The following is a 17,484-nucleotide window of genomic DNA, read 5'->3' on the forward strand; positions in this document are numbered from 1 at the left end:
GGTATCATAGAGAGCATGGAGGAAGTTGAATAATGCTACGCTTTTGGCTAGTTTGCTTTGGTCTGTTATTTGTGTTGGTAGAGTTATGGCAGTGGTTACAAGAATTGACTTTACCCTTGCCTTTTTGTATTTTAGGGGGAATTGCTCTCGCGATCGCGTCTAATTTTAATTTTTCTAAGACTCGTCCTAATAATGAGCAAATCTCTTCTTTAAATCTTCCTCCAGATTCCAATAATCAATCTTGATGAATATGTCTGTTATTTATGTTGCGATTACCAGTCATGGTTTTGGTCATGCTGTACGGGCTGCCTCGGTAATGGCAGCAACTCAAGAGTTATGCCCTGATTTAGTCCCCATTTTTGTAACTAAAGTACCGCGTTGGTTACTGGCTTCTTATATGTCAGGAAAGTTTTTACAGCGCGATCGCGCTTTGGATGTGGGGGTGATTCAAAGTGATAGCTTACAAATGGATTTAGAGGCAACCCGCCAAGCATTAGAGAAAATTCGAGACAATGAAGAACAAATTGTGGAAGAGGAAGCGGCTTTTATTGGTGAAAACAATGTCAGCCTAGTGATTGCTGATATTCCAGCCTTAGCAGGAAAAATTGCCAAAGCAGCAGGGGTTCCCTGTTGGTCAATTAGTAATTTTGGCTGGGATTTTATTTATCGCGATTGGGGAGAAGAATTTCAAGAATTAGCAGACTGGATGTCTCAAGGCTATCAAAACAGCGATCGCGCTTTTCGTCTCCCAATGCATGAACCCATGAGTACCTTTCCCAACCTTACAGACATGGGATTAACAGGGGGGGTTCCGAAATGGACAGCAGCGGAAATTCGCGAACAATTTAATTTAAATGCCCCTCAAGAGAAAACAATTCTTCTCTCCTTTGGGGGGTTAGGCTTACAAAAAATCCCTTATCACAATCTAGACCATTTCCCAGACTGGCAATTTATTACCTTTGATCAACAAGCCCCTGATCTCCCTAATTTAATGAAAATCAGCGATCGCAATTACCGTCCCTTAGATTTTATGCCTGTATCAGGGCGAGTTTTGTCTAAACCTGGTTATAGCACTTTTTCAGAGGCGTTACGACTCCACCTTCCCATTGTTTCCCTGAGTCGAAAACAATTTGCTGAGTCTTCGCTGTTATTAGAAGGAATTAAAAATTACGGTTACCATCAGATTATTTCTCCTGAAGAATTTTTTGAGGGCAACTGGGATTTCCTCAAAGAAGCTCCGCAGTCGCCCTCTCACCCCAACACTGTAGCCACTGATGGCACAGAAACAATTGCCAGGGAAATCTATCAGCAGATTAATAACTATTCTTGATCTTGAATAATTTGTTGCACTTGTTCTCGTAACTCTGGCTGTTCTCTAACCGCAGCAAAAATTGCTTGGAAACGTTCAACCTTTAAACCAGTTGCTTCCACTGCTTCTCTCATATCCACTTGCGCTTCTCTCTGAATTTGAACTAGTTGCTCGGTAGCATTTTCAAATTGCTGTAATTCTTCTTCTGAAGCCTCATTTTCTATTTCTGGATCACGTTGGGCTTCTAAAATATCTCGGAATTGCTGTGCGGTTAATCCTTCGTCTTCAATAATTTGACCCACTTGCTCTCTAGATTCCGTTTGGATGGCTTCGAGTTGTTGGATAGCGGTAGCAAATTCTTCTAACTCTTGAGAGCTAATATCAGTTGCCGCCTCAATTTTAGGAGCTTGGGGGGCTTGAGCAATAGAAATAGGATTTTGCGCTAGTGCAGGGGGAGAGAAAGTTAAGAAGAGTAATAAGATAATACTGATAATAGGGAAGGATTTTAACATAGACTCCTAGTTGCTGATTTTTCAAATTCTTCCCCATGGTAACAGGGATTGTTTTAGGTTAGGCGTTGATATCGCATTCCTGGAGCTTGGGAAATTAAGCCTAGAAGCTCTAGTTGCAGGAGTCCCGCGGAAATACTGTTAGCATCTTGATTGACATTTTGGACAATGAGATCGAAGGGAGTCGGCTCTGGCGCGATCGCGCTCCAAATTTCTTGCAATTCTGGGGGTATTTCTGGGGAAGGTGGCTTTTTCTCTTCAAATAAGTCTAATTGGGGCATGGTTCCTAGCATTTCTAAAAGATGGCTTTCACTGAGGATGACATTTGCCCCATGATTTAATAAGCCTAAACACCCGATCGCGTTTTTATTATCTAATGAGCCGGGTAAGACATAAACATCGCGTCCAAATTCATTGGCATATTTAGCAGTAATTAAGGCTCCCGATTTTTGTGGGGCTTCGGTGACAATCACCGCCCGAGATAAGCCAGCAACAATCCGATTTCTGGCGGGAAAATTGCCGCGATCGGGTTTTGTTCCTTTGGGATATTCGGTTAAAATTGCCCCTTGTTGTTTAATTTGTTGATATAACTGATAATTTTCTGAGGGGTAAGTAATATCCAGTCCCGTTCCTAAAACAGCAAGCGTGCGTCCTCCTGCTTCTAAGCAACTGCGATGGGCTTCAGCGTCAATTCCTGCAGCTAATCCCGACACAATCGTATAGCCATGTTTAACTAAAGCAGTGGTAATTTTTTTGGTCCATTTTCTACCATACTCACTCGGCGATCGCGTTCCGACAATACTAATTAACGGTTGTTTTCCCTGCATTTCTTGGGCATTTAATTGCCCTTGATAATATAAAACCGCAGGCGGATTTGGTGTTTCTAATAATAACTGGGGATAATCAGGATCAGCAGGAGTTAAAAAATCAGGATTCTTTTTTTGATGTTCCGCTAATATTTCTTCAGGAGAAAAGCGCGATCGCTGTTCAGTAATTTGTTCCACACTTTGCTTTCCTAACCCTGATACTTCTTTTAATTCCTGTGAATTAGCATACCAGGCTTTTTCTAAGCTCCGAAAATGCTTCCGTAAGGCTTGTATCCTCACCGCACCTACTCCCGAAATTTGCGACCATGCTAGCCAATAAGCCCGTTCTGAGGTCATTTTTTGTCCTTTTATTCTCTTAGTTGATATTCTTTTTATAACATTTTCAAAATAAAAGCCTTGTTTAAAGTTGAATTACTGCATGTTGCAATTAAATGAGCGATAATAGATTAAGTTCTTAAATAGCAACAGATCAAGATGGCTACAGATATAGACTTTACTCAGATTTTAGAACGACTCGAACAAAAAATTGATGCTCAAGCTGAGAAGCTACAATCTATTGATACTCGTTTAGCAAGGATGGAGGAAAAAAATGATGGCTTAAGTAACCAATTAGAAAAGATTGAAGGAAATATCGACCGACAAGATAATCGACTTTGGACATACCTAGCCACTACTACAGTGACTTTATTAGGTAGCTTATTAGCAATACTAGGAAGGTTTCTCTTATTCCCAAATCAATGAGGTGATGAATAGCCTACATACATTTGGCTGCACTTTTTCTAGCTGTAAAGTTTAGGGTTCATCTAACTCCATAGATAATTGATAAATTTCTTGTCGCGATAAAGAACTAATTTTGGCTAATTGACGACTTGCCTGCGATCGCGTTACTCCTTGTGCTAATAATTCCCTTAATTCCGTTTTTAATTCTTCAGAAGTAAGATTTAAACTCTCATCCTTTTCTTTTCCTGAAATAACAATTGTATATTCTCCTTTTGGTTCTTGCTTTTCATAAAAACTAATTGCCTCTTTTAGGGATAAATGTAAAAACTCCTCATATCGTTTCGTTAACTCTCTCCCTAACATCAGCAAGCGATCTTTCCCCAAATATTGTCCTAAATTTTGCAAAGTTTGCTTTAACTTATGGGGAGATTCATAAAGAATAATTGTCCGCGTTTCTGATTTAAGAACATTTAATCGTTCCTCCCTTGCTTTCCCTTTTACAGGTAAAAATCCCTCAAAAATAAACCGATTAGTGGGTAATCCTGAAACAGCTAAAGCGGTAATAGAAGCCGTTACCCCTGGAATAGGAATAACTGAAATATTCGCTTCCAAACAGGCTTTCACTAAATCATAACCCGGATCAGAAATTGCAGGCATTCCTGCATCAGTTACAAGGGCAACATTTTTTCCTTGTTTTAAGTTTTTAATTAATTCAGCTTCACGATGTTTCCGATTATGATCATGGTAACTAATTTGAGAAGTCGTAATCTCGTAATGTTGTAGCAATTTTCCTGTGTGGCGTGTGTCTTCAGCCGCAATTAAATCAACCGTTTTCAACGTATTAACTGCCCGAAAGGTCATATCTTCTAAATTACCAATGGGCGTTCCCACTAAATAAAGTTTTCCTGTCATGTTTTGCCTCGTGAAAATATCCCCCTCAAACGTAAATGAAGGGGATAGAATTATTTTTGAACTGTTTGAACACTAATTTTTCAAAGGATAGAATAAATTGGTCTCAGGAGAATATTGCCATGAGATATTTTCAGGATCGCGCTGACGACTCCATTCAGCAAAATCAGGGTCTAATTTTCGTCGCCCGACTGTGCTAGAGTGAACATTTAAACGATCCGCCATTTCCGCTTGAATTAAGGACGAGGTATCCTTTTGCTGTTCGGTAATGGTTGCCGTTGGCGCTTCGGCTGAAGAAGAAATAGGATTGGTTTCTCGTGCCTGTTGCGCTGAAGAAGTGCTGGTTACTGGGGTTTCTTCTTCCTCTTCAACATCTTCTAAAGATGCAGGTTCTTCAAAAAAGTTCTGTACTGCACTAGCAGTGAGGAAGTAGTAAACCCGTCCTTGATTGGGAATTTCTCTGCTTTTAGCGCTAAACTCCGTTGCTTTATGTTCTAAGAATTTATTGGCTTGATTGCCCTGAATATTGGCTTTCATTGCTAAATCAACAGGAGTAACACACCCACTGTTTTCTCGAATTAGCTGATTAAAGGTGGGATTCACTTGCTTAACAAAGCGTTGCCATTGCCATTGTTTAGCAATTTGCCAGATAATAATAATTAGAAGCAGTGCAAGCAAAACCGGCCAAGCAGTTGCAACCACCACTGCAGTTAGCGCGATCGGGATAATGAGAACTAAAAAGCCAGTTGCACCACTGTTGATTACTTTTCCAGTCATGGGTTTTGGTGTTTGATTGTCGGCAATTGCAGAAACGATTTCATGGTATAACGTTTTACACCAAGGGTTGTTTCTATTCCCTCTTTTGATCTATTTTCCACTAATTTTGCAAGTTTGGTTGCAAAAAATTATATCATTGATGCAATTAATTTTAGTCACTTATAAAAAATGATATCTATCAATAAAATCTCTCCAGAAACCTGTCAAGCAGTGAAAGTGATTGCAACGGATTTTGATGGCACCCTTACTATCAATAGCCTTTTAACGGGGAATGTCCTTAACTGCCTATTACAGTTACAACAGCAAGGAATTTCTGTCATTATTGTTACAGGTCGTTCCGCTGGCTGGGTGAATGCGTTGCGTTATTATTTACCCGTTGTCGGCGCGATCGCGGAAAATGGGGGATTATATGATCACAATCCTGAAACCCCTCCAGATTTTCTAGTTTCTCTTCCCCCTAAACATCGACAGCAATTAGCAGCAGTTTTTGCAAGCCTCCAACTGAATTTTCCAAACTTAAAAGAATCAACAGATAACCCCTTTCGTTTCACTGATTGGACATTTGATGTTGCAGGATTATCCCAGGATGAATTAGTGCAACTAGAAGCTCAATGTGAGGAAAAGGGGTATAGTTTTACTTACAGCAGTGTTCAAGGCCATATTAAACCGCAAGGACAAGACAAAGCCACAGGATTGCAAGCTGTCTTAAAGCAATATTTTTCGGATGTTAAGCCAGAAGAAGTGATTACTATTGGCGATAGCCCTAATGATCAATCTTTATTTAATCCGCAATTATTCCCTGTTTCTGTAGGCGTTGCTAATATTAAGCCCTATCAGCAACAGTTAACTTATACTCCCCGATATGTTACAGCAGAAGAGGAAGGGAAGGGATTTTGTGAATTAGGCAACCAATTGATCTCATCGTGGGAAAAACTACAAACAAAAATGAGTTAACCGTAATAATATTTTCATCATATGGATAACTATTAATTAATTATGGAGTCTAACCTTTTAACAGACGTATTTCTGCCCCTAGCCCTATTTATTATTATGTTAGGGATGGGGCTAACACTAACTCGCCAAGATTTTGCTAGGGTTTTACTAGCGCCAAAAGCCACATTGATTGGACTTGCTGCCCAGTTGGTAATGCTACCCATTATAGGGTTTTTGATTGCTTGGGGATTTCCCGTATCACCAGAAATTGCAGTGGGCGTAGTTCTTTTAACGGCTTGCCCAGGAGGGCCTACTTCTAATTTAATAACTTTTCTTGCTAAAGGCGATGTGGCACTTTCGATTACCTTAACTGCTATTACTAGCATTGCCACAGTATTTACAATTCCTTTAATCGTTAATTTAGGAATGCAAGCCTTTTTAAGTGAAGATACTTCCTTTCAACTTCCTTTTTTAAGTACCGTAGGACAAATTATTGTCATTACCATTATCCCAGTCTCTATTGGGATGATGATTCAACATTATGCCCCGCAATTTGCTAATCGGTGCGATAAACCCCTTAGATGGATTTCCACAGCATTTCTTGCTTTAATTATTACTGGCGTTGTTTTAGGGGAAAGAGAGAACTTTTTCTCCTTCCTGTTTCAAGTTGGTGGTGTAACCCTAGCGGTAAATATCATTACTATGGGATTAGGGTTTTTCATTGGAACTGTAGCTGGTTTAGGACAAAAGCGTACAACAGCTATTACTGTAGAAGTCGGCATCCAAAATGGGACTCTCGCAATTACAATTGCTTCTACAATTATCAATAATGCCACTATGGCAATTCCGGCCGCAATTTATAGCCTACTGATGTTTTTAACTGGCGGTGGATTTGCTTGGCTAATGAACTATTATGGCTATGGCACTTCTCAAAACCATCTTTAATGTAGCTACAGGGAATGGAATCAATTTATCTCTCTGTTATTCTTCCTGTTTTAAACGAAGAAAACGCGATCGCGCAGACACTTCTGTCTCTGGAAACTCCAGGGGTAGAAGTTATCTTAGTTGATGGGGGAAGTACCGATCAAACCGTTGAAATTGCCCAAAAATTGGGGATAAAAGTTATTGTTTCTCCAGAATCAGGACGGGGGGTGCAAATGAATATAGGGGCAAATCATGCTAGTGCCGATACTCTCTTATTTTTACACGCTGATACCCACTTACCGCCAAACTATCCCCAACTGATTCAGGAAACGTTAGATCAACCGCAAACTGTAGCTGGGGCATTTTTATTAAAGATCAATAGTAAAAATAAACTGCTAAGAATAGTGGAAAAAGGTGTGAATGCGCGATCGCGCTTTTTACAGATGCCCTATGGTGATCAAGGCATTTTCCTCAAAAAAGAAACTTTTAACCAGAGTGGTGGCTTTCCCCTTCTTCCCGTCATGGAAGACTTCCAATTCATTAAATGTCTAAAAAAACAAGGAAAAATTAGGTTAGCCTCAGCCTCGGTTTTAACGTCAGCGCGACGCTGGGAAAAAGTAGGGGTAATCAAAACCACATTGATTAATCAAATGATTATTATCGGTTATTTCTTTGGGATTTCCCCTAGTAAGTTAAACAAATGGTATCGCCAATCAGGGAATTGATTGTTCTATGATGGGAGCAAAAGAGACAATACTTGTGTTAACAAGAGATTTAATATGGGAATGGATACAAAAGCCTTTAAACGCTCCCTGCATCAATCAGATAACTATCATCGTCGCGGATTTGGTCATGAAGAAGAAGTGACTGAACTGCTTAATTCCGAATATCAAAGCAATTTAATCCAAACAATTCGGGATAATAATTATTGCTTAACCCAAGGAGATGTTACTATCCGTTTAGCAGAAGCCTTTGGATTTTGCTGGGGAGTAGAACGAGCAGTGGCAATTGCTTATGAAACACGCCAACACTTCCCCAAAGAACGTATTTGGATTACCAATGAAATCATCCATAACCCCTCCGTTAATCAAAAGTTACGAGAAATGGAAGTCGGGTTTATTCCTGTAAAAGAGGGAGAAAAAGACTTCTCAGTAGTTAACTCAGGGGATGTGGTAATTCTTCCAGCCTTCGGCGCAAGTGTTAACGAAATGCAACTATTAAACGACTTAGGCTGTACTATTGTTGATACGACTTGCCCATGGGTATCTAAAGTTTGGAACTCTGTGGAAAAGCATAAAAAACGCGATTATACCTCAATTATTCACGGCAAATATCATCACGAAGAAACTGTAGCCACTAGCTCTTTTGCTGAAAAATATTTAGTCGTTTTAAACTTAGAAGAAGCTCAGTATGTTGCTGACTACATTTTACACGGTGGAGATAAACAAGAGTTTTTAGAGAAGTTTGATAAAGCCTCTTCTCCCGGGTTTGATCCAGACGTTGATTTAGATAAAATTGGCATTGCTAATCAAACAACTATGCTAAAAAGCGAAACCGAAGAAATTGGCAAGTTGTTTGAAAAAACTATGCTTGAAAAGTATGGGCCAACGGAATTTAATAATCACTTTATGAGTTTTAACACCATCTGTGATGCCACTCAAGAGCGTCAAGATGCCATGTTTGATCTCGTCAAAGAAAACTTAGATCTCTTAGTGGTTATTGGTGGTTTTAACTCCTCTAATACCACTCATTTACAAGAAATTGGTATTGATTATGGCATTCCTTCTTATCATATTGATGGCGGAAATCGTATTTTAGAGGGAAATCGAATTGAACATAAACCACTAGGAAAAGAGTTAGAAATTCAAGAAAATTGGCTTCCTGAGGGAAAAATTACAGTTGGTATTACTTCGGGGGCTTCCACTCCTGATCAAGCAGTAGAAGAAGTCATTGGTAAAATTTTAGAAGCTAAAAATGTGGCTCTAGTTAGCTAAGAGTTGAAATTAGGAAGGGGATTTTTCCCTTTCCTAAAAACTTTTGTTCCAGTTAGCTAGAACTACCTGTAAAAACTCTTGCTAGTTGCTCAAAGTTTTCAACAGCATTACCTGTACCTAAAACAACACACTGCAAAGGATCAGGAGCAACATGAGTAACAATGCCAGTTTCATGGCTAATTAAAGTATCTAATCCCCGTAAAAGGGCACCTCCGCCAGCAAGCATAATACCTCGATCAATGATATCAGAAGCTAGTTCAGGTGGGGTACGTTCTAAGGTTCGTTTGACCGCTTCAACAATTACAGATAAGGGTTCGGACATACTTTCCCGAATTTCTGGGGCTTTAATGGTCACAAGTCGCGGTAAGCCAGATAATAAATGCAACCCTCGTACTTCCATATAAAGATCATCATCCCCTTCTGTGGGATAAGCAGAACTCACTCGAATTTTAATCTCTTCTGCGGTGCGTTCCCCAATGACAAGGTTATGAACCTTTTTCATATATTGGGTAATGGCATCACTTAACTCATCGCCGGCAACCCGTACAGACTCACTGAGAACTGTTCCTTGTAAACTTAATACTGCTACTTCACTAGTGCCGCCGCCAATATCAATAATCATGTTCCCTGTCGGCTCAGCAACCGGTAAACCTGCACCAATAGCGGCTGCAACAGGTTCATCAATGAGACGAACTTCTCTAGCTCCGGCTTGTAAAGCGGCTTCCATAACTGCACGTCGCTCAACTCCTGTCACCCCAGAAGGAATACCGATCACAATTCGCGGCGCAACTAAGGTTCTTCCGCCATGAACTCGCTGAATAAAATGTTTTAGCATTAATTCTGCGGTGTCAAAATCAGCAATTACGCCATCTCGTAAGGGACGTAATGCAATGACATTGCCGGGAGTTCGTCCTAGCATTTGTTTAGCATCTTCTCCTACTGCTAGGGCTTCTTTTGTGTCTTGATCGGTTGCTACCACCGATGGCTCTTCTAAGACAACTCCTTTTCCTGAGACATAAACTAAGGTGTTAGCTGTCCCTAAATCAATTCCCATATCCCGCGAAAGGGATAACCGACTCCAAAAACCCACGTTCTTCTTGCCCCCAAAGTGCAATTAATTTTGTATCTTTATTGTGACAAAGTATGGTTGGTGTGAATTTTATAATCTTTACTGCCATTAAGTCTAGAACGAAATTAACAATTCTAGAAATAACTCAATCAAGGTTAAACTGAGACATTAGAGATAATTATTGTAGGTCAGGTGAGATGATGAGTTTAAATATTGTTCATCTAGTCGGTCGGGCTGGAGTGGATCCAGAGGTTAAGTATTTTGAAAGTGGAACGGTTTTATGTAAATTTCCGATTGCTGTGGATCGGCGAAGTAAAAAAGATGATAAGCCGGATTGGTTTGAACTAGAAATGTGGGGACGTACCGCAGAAGTTGCTTCGGAATATGTTCGTAAAGGAAAACAAGTGGGGATTCAAGGCAAATTAAAAATTGACACTTGGCAAGATCAAAATGGCAATAACCGTTCTCGCCCGGTAATTCGTGTTGATCGTCTAGAGTTATTAGGCTCAAAAGGAGAAGCCCAAGGGGGAACAGGAGGGGATTATGCCCCAGATGAATTTTAATTTCTCTCTCTAGAGATTTGGCGACTCTCCCATTACCCTGTAGTCTAGAATTTGTAGCAAGAAATACAGGTACATAAAATTATGAGTCGTTTTCGTCAAGCTGTCGAAGCGAAAGAGTTTTTAGTAACCGCTGAGGTAACTCCCCCTAAAGGAGGAAATCCTGAGCGGATGCTACAGGTTGCACAATCTTTAAAAGGGCGTGTTCATGCCGTCAATATTACTGATGGCAGTCGCGCTGTTTTAAGGATGTCGTCTTTAGCGGCTTCGGTGGTACTGTTACGTCATGAAATTGAACCGGTATGTCAGGTGGCGTGTCGCGATCGCAATTTAATTGGCATTCAAGGAGATTTAATGGGCGCTCATGCCCTTGGTATCCGTAATATCTTGGCTTTAACTGGTGATCCCGTGAAGTCTGGCGATCATCCAAAAGCAAAAGCCGTGTTTAACTTAGAATCAGTGCGCTTGTTGAAGTTGATTAGAAAGCTCAATGAAGGCTTAGACTATAATGATAAGTCTCTCCCTGATGGAGAATTAGATTTATTTGCCGGGGCAGCAGTAGATCCACAGTCCGATAGTTGGTCTGGGTTAACAAGACGCTTTGAACAGAAAGTAAAAGCTGGGGCGCAGTTTTTCCAAAGCCAGATGCTAACAGATTTTGATCGCCTAGAAACCTTTATGAATGAGGTGGCTACGCCGGCGAATAAGCCAGTTTTAGCAGGAATTTTCTTGTTTAAGTCGGCGAAAAATGCTCGCTTTATCCAGAAATATGTGCCGGGAGTTCATATTCCTGAAGAGATTATTGAACGCTTAGAAAAAGCAGAACAGCCACTACAAGAAGGAATTAAAATTGCCGCTGAACAGGTGCAAAAGGCGCGTGAACTGTGCCATGGTGTTCACATGATGGCAGTGAAAAAAGAAGAAGTGATCCCAGAAATTCTTGATCTGGCAGGGGTTAAACCGATCGATGGGGTGAAACTTCCTGAAACGGCTCGACTTCGCTAAAAAGCGCGATGTGCCAAAGGCACTAAGCCGAAGGCTTATCGCAGTGTCACCAATCTGATCCATGTCGGAGAGGTGGCGCTGTTCAATGATAATGATACTCCTACTACAAGGATCAAAAAGTGCTAGAACTAAAACCAATGCGATACTTTATATTGTTTATTGTCACTTGTTTAGTGGTGACTTTAAGTGGCTGTCCCCGACAAGAAAATGTCTCCAATGTTTTGGCTGATCCTTTGCCACAAGATCGCTTAATTCAAGTGTATTTTAATCATAACCAAGCTAAAGGGAAAAGTTATACTGATCCTTATCGAGGAATTACGCGATATGGGGATAATTTAGAAGACGTTATTATCAATAATATTGAGTCGGCAACTGAAAATATTGCCTTAGCAGTGCAAGAATTTCGCTTACCCAAAATTGCTCATGCTCTCGTTGAACAGAAAGAAAAGGGTGTTAAAGTACAAGTAATTCTTGAAAATGACTATCGTCGCCCTTGGAGTGATTATTCCCAAGCAGAAATTAATCAATTTACAGAACGAGAATTAGCTCGTTATGAGGAAGCATTGAGGCTGATTGATATTAATGAGGATGGAAGACTTAGTGAAGCAGAGATTAATCAGCGGGATGCACTGGTAATTTTAGAAAATGCAGGAATCCCTATTATAGATGATACGGCAGATGGTTCTAAAGGCAGTGGCTTAATGCATCATAAGTTTCTGATTATTGATGATGAAACTGTTATTGTTACTTCAGCCAATTTAACTCTTAGTGGTGTTCATGGTGATTTTGGGAATAAAGAAACTCGGGGTAATGCGAATAATTTAGCCAGAATTACTAGTAAAAAATTAGCATCTATTTTCCGAGAAGAATTTGATATTATGTGGGGAGATGGGGTGGGAGGAGAACCAGATAGCCGTTTTGGGCTGCAGAAACCTCAGCGTAATTTATCACCGCTTAAAATTGGTGACAGCTTAGTGGCAGTTAATTTTTCCCCTACCTCTCCCACCCAAGATTGGGAAAAAACAAGCAATGGCTTTATTGCTAAATACTTAGAAAAAGCTCAAAACACAATTGATTTAGCTTTATTTGTATTCAGCTATCAAGAATTATCCAATACTCTAGCTGACTTACATCAAAATGGGACAAGTATTAGAGCTTTAATTGATCGCTTATTTGCTTATCGTTACTATAGTGAAGGCTTAGATATGTTAGGAGTAGAATTAGCACGGAATTGTGAAATTGCAGAAGATAATAATCCTTGGGAATCACCAATTTCAACAGTGGGTGTACCAGAATTTCCGAGGGGCGATAATTTACATCATAAATTCGCTGTTGTGGATGAAAAAATTGTAATTACAGGATCGCACAATTGGTCAGCAGCGGCAAATTATCGGAATGATGAAACGGTTTTGGTAATTAATAATCCGACGATCGCGGCTCATTATGATCGTGAATTTAAACAATTATACGATCGCGCTGTTTTAGGGATTCCCTCATGGTTAGAAGAACGAATTGAACAGCAAAAACAAGAGTGTCCTAATTTGTAGTTAAGAATGAAACTCCAAAAAAATTAACACCACTTACTCTTCAGAATGGTTGCCAATCCGTGAGGAAAAATTCCCCAATGAATATGTAAATAAGAGGCATAGATTGATCCGATGTTCCATCCCTCTTGAGTTTGATTTTGATACAAATCACATAAAGAATAGAGGGGAGAGGAAGAAGTTTCTTGCAGTTGAGAACGGTGAAATTCATGTCCCCAAATGCGTTGATTTTCCTTCAAAATGGGATTATTTGGTAAGGGGGTTGCTTGACGATACCCTAAGGTTAGTCGTTTCCCCATGGTGACGTGAGTGGGTAATAGCCCTAACATTTCCCAAGTTTCTCCTTCCAAGTCGGTGATACTTTGACAGAGATACATTAACCCCCCACATTCGGCGTAAGTGGTGAGTCCCTGTTGAATCGCTACTTGAGTTTGTTTGACAATTTTTTGATTTTGTGCTAAGGGTTCAGCAAACACTTCAGGAAAACCGCCAGGGAGATACAGTAAATCAAGATTGGGAGGTAAGTTGGTATCCTCAAGGGGACTGTAAGGGATCAGTTCACATCCTAAATGTTCGAGGAGATCAAGGTTATCTTGGTAGTAGAAGTTAAAAGCGCGATCGCGCGCAATTCCCACTCGAAACTGACGGGGAACTGTCTCCCACAGAGAAGAAACAGGCATTTGTGGGGTATCCAGCAGGGGGAATAATTGTTCCCAATTCAAACTGTCTTGGGCAATGCTAGCAAGTTCTTCCTGAATTTTTGGGAAAGAGGCTACTTCTTCGGTGGGAACTAACCCTAAATGCCGATCGCGCAGTTTAATCTTATCCTGACGACGAAACACCCCTAATATGGGCAAATTAAGCGGTTCTAAAGCGGTTTTCAATAACTGCAAATGGCGGTCACTTCCTACGCGATTTAAAACCACCCCTGCAATGTTAACCCTAGGATCAAAGTTAGCATAACCTTGCGCGATCGCGCCCACCGAACCTGATAAACGAGAACAATCTAACACCAGTACCACAGGAACATCTAAAATTCTGGCAATATGGGCGGTAGAAGCATAATCTGTCTTTCCCTGTAAACTCACCCCATCAAATAACCCCATTACGCCCTCAATTACAGAATACTCAGCCCCTTGACTGTGATAGGCAAAAGAATGTTTTACATAATCAGGAGAGGTTAAAATGGGGTCTAAATTGCGACAAGCACGCCCAGTTACTTGTGTATGAAACATGGGATCAATATAATCCGGTCCCACCTTAAAAGACTGGACTTTTTGGGAGTGACGAGCTAAAAAAGAAAGGAGAGCGAGGGTAATCGTTGTTTTACCTACTCCACTGCGTTCGCCAGCAATAATAATCGTCATATCGAAAAAAAATTTATGTCAAAAAGCCGTATTATCAACTTACTTCGCAATGGACAACCTGACCAACAAGTGACGATTCAAGGTTGGGTTCGCACGAAGCGAGAGTCCAAAAAATTCGCCTTTATGGAAGTCAATGACGGGTCTTCATTAGCGAATCTACAAGTTATTTTAGAACCCACTCTCGACAATTACGAAGATAAACTCAATAAAATTAATACAGGGGCTTCAGTGGAAGTGACAGGAACTCTAGCAGAGTCTCCAGGGAAAGGACAAAACATCGAATTACAAGCGCAAACTGTCACCATTTACGGCGAAGCTGATCCCGAAACCTATCCCCTACAGAAAAAGCGTCACTCTTTTGAATTTCTCCGCAGCATTGGACATATTCGCACTCGAACTAATACCCTTGGGGCAGTGATGCGTGTCCGTAATGCCTGTGCCACTGCGGTGCATCAATTTTTCCAGCAACATGGCTTCCTCTGGGTGCATACTCCCATTATTACCACAAATGATTGTGAAGGGGCAGGAGAATTATTTAATGTCACCAGTTTTGATCTCAATAATATTCCCCAAGAAAATGGAGAGATAGATTACTCGCAAGACTTTTTTGGACGACCTGCTTATTTAACAGTTAGTGGACAATTAGAAGCCGAAGCAATGGCATTAACCTTTGATCGGGTTTATACCTTTGGCCCCACCTTCCGTGCTGAAAATTCTAACACTTCTCGCCATTTAGCCGAGTTTTGGATGATAGAACCAGAAATGGCGTTTTGTGACTTAAAAGGGGATATGGATTGGGCGGAAGCATTCCTTAAACATATTTTTAAAACGGTTTTAGATCAATGTCCTGAAGATATGGAATTTTTTAATAAACGGATTGATGATTCAGTGTTAGCCACGGCTGATAATATTATTAATCAAGACTTTGAACGATTAAGTTATACTAGCGCGATCGCGCTTTTAGAAAAGGCAGATAAAAAATTTGAATACCCTGTAGAATGGGGCATTGATTTACAATCAGAACACGAACGTTATTTATGTGAAGAATACTTCCAAAAGCCAGTTATTCTCACTGATTATCCCAGTGACATTAAAGCTTTTTATATGCGTCTCAATGATGACGAAAAAACCGTGGGTGCAATGGATGTTTTAGCTCCAAAAATTGGTGAAATCATTGGCGGTTCCCAACGGGAAGAACGGTTAGATGTTTTAGAGAAACGGATTAAAGAGGCTGGCATGGAACCCGAACAATTATGGTGGTATCTTGATTTAAGACGCTATGGAACTGTTCCTCATTCTGGGTTTGGCTTAGGCTTTGAGCGGTTAATTCAATTTATGACAGGGATGCAGAATATTCGTGATGTTATCCCCTTCCCTCGCACTCCTGATAATGCTGAATTTTAATCAAGCTAAAAATTTTGTTGTTAGTCCTTCGTCCTTTGTCCTTTGTTGTTTGTAAACCAATGACTAATGACTAATGACCAATGACTAATTTTACGAGGGACAGGGGGAAAAATCCCTGTAGGGACTTGGGTTGTCCCCCGTTTCAGATTACCCAATGAGTCCCTAGCTCTTAACTAGAGGAGTTATTGAGCCATTCTGTATGGAAAAACTTGCCACGAGGTTTATCCACTCGTTCATAAGTATGTGCGCCAAAGAAATCACGTTGGGCTTGGGTAAGATTTTGGGGTAGTCGCTCACGCCGATAGCTGTCAAAATAATCTAAAGACGCACTAAACGCCGGAACAGGGATTCCTAAGCGATTAGCAACCGTTAACACATCTCGCCACGCCTGTTGTCGATCTAAAATTGTCTGCTTAAACTCAGGAGCAAGTAAGAGATTCGGAAGTTGAGGATTGTCTTTGAATGCTGTTTTAATTTTGTCTAAGAAGCCCGCCCGAATAATACAACCGCCTTTCCAAATGCGAGCAATTTCACTCAAATTTAAGTTAAACCCAAACTCTTCTGAGGCTTTTGCCATTAATGCCATTCCTTGGGCATAGGAACACATTTTTGAGCAGTAGAGGGCATCGCGAACTTTATTAATAAACTCTTGTACATCTCCCTCATATTTTTGGTCAGTGGGGCCATTAAGTTGTTCACTTGCCGCCAACCGTTCCTCTTTAAAGGAAGAAATCACTCTTGCATTCACCGCCGCATAGATAGTGGGAATGGGAACCCCTAGTTCTAGGGAAGTAACTACTGTCCAGCGCCCTGTTCCTTTTTGCCCGGCTGAGTCAAGAATCACATCTACTAAGGGAAGATTAGTTTCAGGGTCAATTTTCTTGAAAATCTCAGTACTAATTTCAATTAAAAAGGAGTTTAGTTCCTCCGTCTGATTCCATTGAGCAAAGACTTCACTTAACTGAGTATGATTTAATCCCAGAGCATTTTTGAGTAAATCATAAGCCTCTGCAATGAGTTGCATATCCCCATACTCAATGCCATTGTGAACCATTTTCACATAATGACCTGCCCCGCCTGGCCCAATATAAGTAACACAAGGACCATCATCGACTTGAGCGGCAATTTTGGTAACAATTGGCTCCACTTTTTCATAGGCTTCTGGGGTTCCGCCTGGCATAAGACTCGGCCCTAGTAGCGCTCCTTCTTCACCACCACTAACACCCATCCCCATAAAACCTAATCCCACTGCTTCTAATTCTTCGGTACGGCGTTGGGTATCTTCATAAAGGGAGTTTCCGCCGTCAATGATCATATCTCCTTCTTGTAAAAGAGGCTTAAGCTGACTAATCACAGCATCTACCGCTTTCCCTGCTTGTACCATCACCAAAATTTTACGCGGTGGCGCTAATGCTTTCACAAATTCTTCAATGCTATAAGTATCGGTAACATTTTTCCCTTGCGCTCGTTGGGCCATAAAATTCTTAGTTTTTTCCGCAGTGCGGTTATAAACAGCCACAGGGAAACCTCGGCTTTCTACGTTGAGAGCTAAGTTCTCTCCCATTACTGCTAAACCAATTACACCAAAGCTCGGTTGTGTCATAGCTTATAATCCGCGATCGTTAAAAGTTAG

At 40.7% G+C, this 17,484-nt stretch carries 18 protein-coding genes; 11 read left to right on the forward strand and 7 right to left on the reverse strand.

Annotated features, from left to right (window positions below; translation table 11 throughout):
• Positions 1-32 precede the first annotated feature (32 nt).
• Together FRE64_RS01325 and FRE64_RS01330 are read left to right on the forward strand one after the other, a co-directional pair.
• Positions 33-245: a hypothetical protein gene (locus tag FRE64_RS01325; protein WP_146294312.1), complete on the forward strand. Its 213-nt coding sequence runs from the start codon at positions 33-35 to the stop codon at positions 243-245.
• Positions 245-1,330: a glycosyl transferase gene (locus FRE64_RS01330; protein WP_146294313.1), complete on the forward strand. Its 1,086-nt coding sequence runs from the start codon at positions 245-247 to the stop codon at positions 1,328-1,330. Before FRE64_RS01325 ends, FRE64_RS01330 begins: the two co-directional genes overlap by 1 nt.
• Here FRE64_RS01330 and FRE64_RS01335 read toward each other — a convergent pair.
• Together FRE64_RS01335 and dprA are read right to left on the reverse strand one after the other, a co-directional pair.
• Entirely contained in the window at positions 1,321-1,821 is a 501-nt protein-coding gene (locus tag FRE64_RS01335) for a DUF4168 domain-containing protein (protein ID WP_146294314.1), read from the reverse strand. The genes FRE64_RS01330 and FRE64_RS01335 overlap by 10 nt on opposite strands.
• A gap of 53 nt (positions 1,822-1,874) precedes the next feature.
• Positions 1,875-2,981, reverse strand: coding sequence for a DNA-processing protein DprA (gene dprA, locus FRE64_RS01340; RefSeq protein ID WP_146294315.1), 1,107 nt, complete (start codon positions 2,979-2,981; stop codon positions 1,875-1,877).
• A 138-nt stretch (positions 2,982-3,119) separates the two neighbouring features.
• Here dprA and FRE64_RS01345 point away from each other — a divergent pair, with 138 nt between their 5' ends.
• Entirely contained in the window at positions 3,120-3,386 is a 267-nt protein-coding gene (locus FRE64_RS01345) for a hypothetical protein (protein WP_146294316.1), read from the forward strand.
• Positions 3,387-3,437: 51 nt separating this feature from the next.
• On the opposite strand, the gene rsmI is transcribed toward FRE64_RS01345, so the two are convergent.
• Together rsmI and FRE64_RS01355 are read right to left on the reverse strand one after the other, a co-directional pair.
• Positions 3,438-4,277 carry a 16S rRNA (cytidine(1402)-2'-O)-methyltransferase gene (gene rsmI, locus FRE64_RS01350; RefSeq protein ID WP_146294317.1) on the reverse strand — a complete coding sequence of 280 codons (840 nt, stop codon included), beginning with the start codon at positions 4,275-4,277 and terminating at the stop codon, positions 3,438-3,440.
• A 72-nt stretch (positions 4,278-4,349) separates the two neighbouring features.
• Complete coding sequence (locus FRE64_RS01355) at positions 4,350-5,051, reverse strand: hypothetical protein (protein WP_146294318.1); 702 nt, start codon at positions 5,049-5,051, stop codon at positions 4,350-4,352.
• Between the two features lie 168 nt (positions 5,052-5,219).
• Here FRE64_RS01355 and FRE64_RS01360 point away from each other — a divergent pair, with 168 nt between their 5' ends.
• The 4 genes from FRE64_RS01360 to FRE64_RS01375 are packed head-to-tail and all read left to right on the forward strand — an operon-like array spanning position 5,220 to position 8,902.
• Complete coding sequence (locus FRE64_RS01360) at positions 5,220-6,005, forward strand: HAD family hydrolase (RefSeq protein WP_146294319.1); 786 nt, start codon at positions 5,220-5,222, stop codon at positions 6,003-6,005.
• Between the two features lie 42 nt (positions 6,006-6,047).
• On the forward strand, positions 6,048-6,929 hold the full coding sequence (locus FRE64_RS01365) for a bile acid:sodium symporter family protein (protein ID WP_146294320.1): 882 nt from the start codon (positions 6,048-6,050) through the stop codon (positions 6,927-6,929).
• 14 nt (positions 6,930-6,943) lie between these two features.
• Positions 6,944-7,633, forward strand: coding sequence for a TIGR04283 family arsenosugar biosynthesis glycosyltransferase (locus tag FRE64_RS01370; protein WP_146294321.1), 690 nt, complete (start codon positions 6,944-6,946; stop codon positions 7,631-7,633).
• Positions 7,634-7,693: 60 nt separating this feature from the next.
• Complete coding sequence (locus FRE64_RS01375; protein ID WP_186709031.1) at positions 7,694-8,902, forward strand: 4-hydroxy-3-methylbut-2-enyl diphosphate reductase; 1,209 nt, start codon at positions 7,694-7,696, stop codon at positions 8,900-8,902.
• Between the two features lie 52 nt (positions 8,903-8,954).
• On the opposite strand, the gene FRE64_RS01380 is transcribed toward FRE64_RS01375, so the two are convergent.
• Positions 8,955-9,956 carry a rod shape-determining protein gene (locus tag FRE64_RS01380; RefSeq protein ID WP_146297236.1) on the reverse strand — a complete coding sequence of 334 codons (1,002 nt, stop codon included), beginning with the start codon at positions 9,954-9,956 and terminating at the stop codon, positions 8,955-8,957.
• 215 nt (positions 9,957-10,171) lie between these two features.
• On the opposite strand from FRE64_RS01380, the gene FRE64_RS01385 reads away from it, so the two are divergent.
• From FRE64_RS01385 to FRE64_RS01395, 3 genes are all read left to right on the forward strand, one after another.
• Entirely contained in the window at positions 10,172-10,534 is a 363-nt protein-coding gene (locus FRE64_RS01385; RefSeq protein WP_146297237.1) for a single-stranded DNA-binding protein, read from the forward strand.
• A gap of 81 nt (positions 10,535-10,615) precedes the next feature.
• Positions 10,616-11,536, forward strand: a complete 921-nt coding sequence (locus tag FRE64_RS01390; protein WP_186708917.1) for a methylenetetrahydrofolate reductase — start codon at positions 10,616-10,618, stop codon at positions 11,534-11,536.
• 137 nt (positions 11,537-11,673) lie between these two features.
• The gene (locus FRE64_RS01395; protein ID WP_146294324.1) at positions 11,674-13,083 is read left to right on the forward strand and encodes a phospholipase D-like domain-containing protein; all 1,410 of its coding nucleotides are present in this window, start codon (positions 11,674-11,676) and stop codon (positions 13,081-13,083) included.
• Between the two features lie 23 nt (positions 13,084-13,106).
• Here FRE64_RS01395 and FRE64_RS01400 read toward each other — a convergent pair whose 3' ends face one another.
• The gene (locus tag FRE64_RS01400) at positions 13,107-14,447 is read right to left on the reverse strand and encodes a cobyrinate a,c-diamide synthase (protein WP_146294325.1); all 1,341 of its coding nucleotides are present in this window, start codon (positions 14,445-14,447) and stop codon (positions 13,107-13,109) included.
• 15 nt (positions 14,448-14,462) lie between these two features.
• Here FRE64_RS01400 and asnS point away from each other — a divergent pair, with 15 nt between their 5' ends.
• On the forward strand, positions 14,463-15,851 hold the full coding sequence (asnS, locus tag FRE64_RS01405; RefSeq protein WP_146294326.1) for an asparagine--tRNA ligase: 1,389 nt from the start codon (positions 14,463-14,465) through the stop codon (positions 15,849-15,851).
• Between the two features lie 169 nt (positions 15,852-16,020).
• On the opposite strand, the gene gnd is transcribed toward asnS, so the two are convergent.
• Positions 16,021-17,454 carry a decarboxylating NADP(+)-dependent phosphogluconate dehydrogenase gene (gene gnd, locus FRE64_RS01410; RefSeq protein WP_146294327.1) on the reverse strand — a complete coding sequence of 478 codons (1,434 nt, stop codon included), beginning with the start codon at positions 17,452-17,454 and terminating at the stop codon, positions 16,021-16,023.
• Positions 17,455-17,484: the final 30 nt, after the last annotated feature.

Origin of the sequence: Euhalothece natronophila Z-M001, from assembly GCF_007904085.1 — a bacterium.
Taxonomy (GTDB): Bacteria; Cyanobacteriota; Cyanobacteriia; order Cyanobacteriales; family Rubidibacteraceae; genus Halothece; species Halothece natronophila.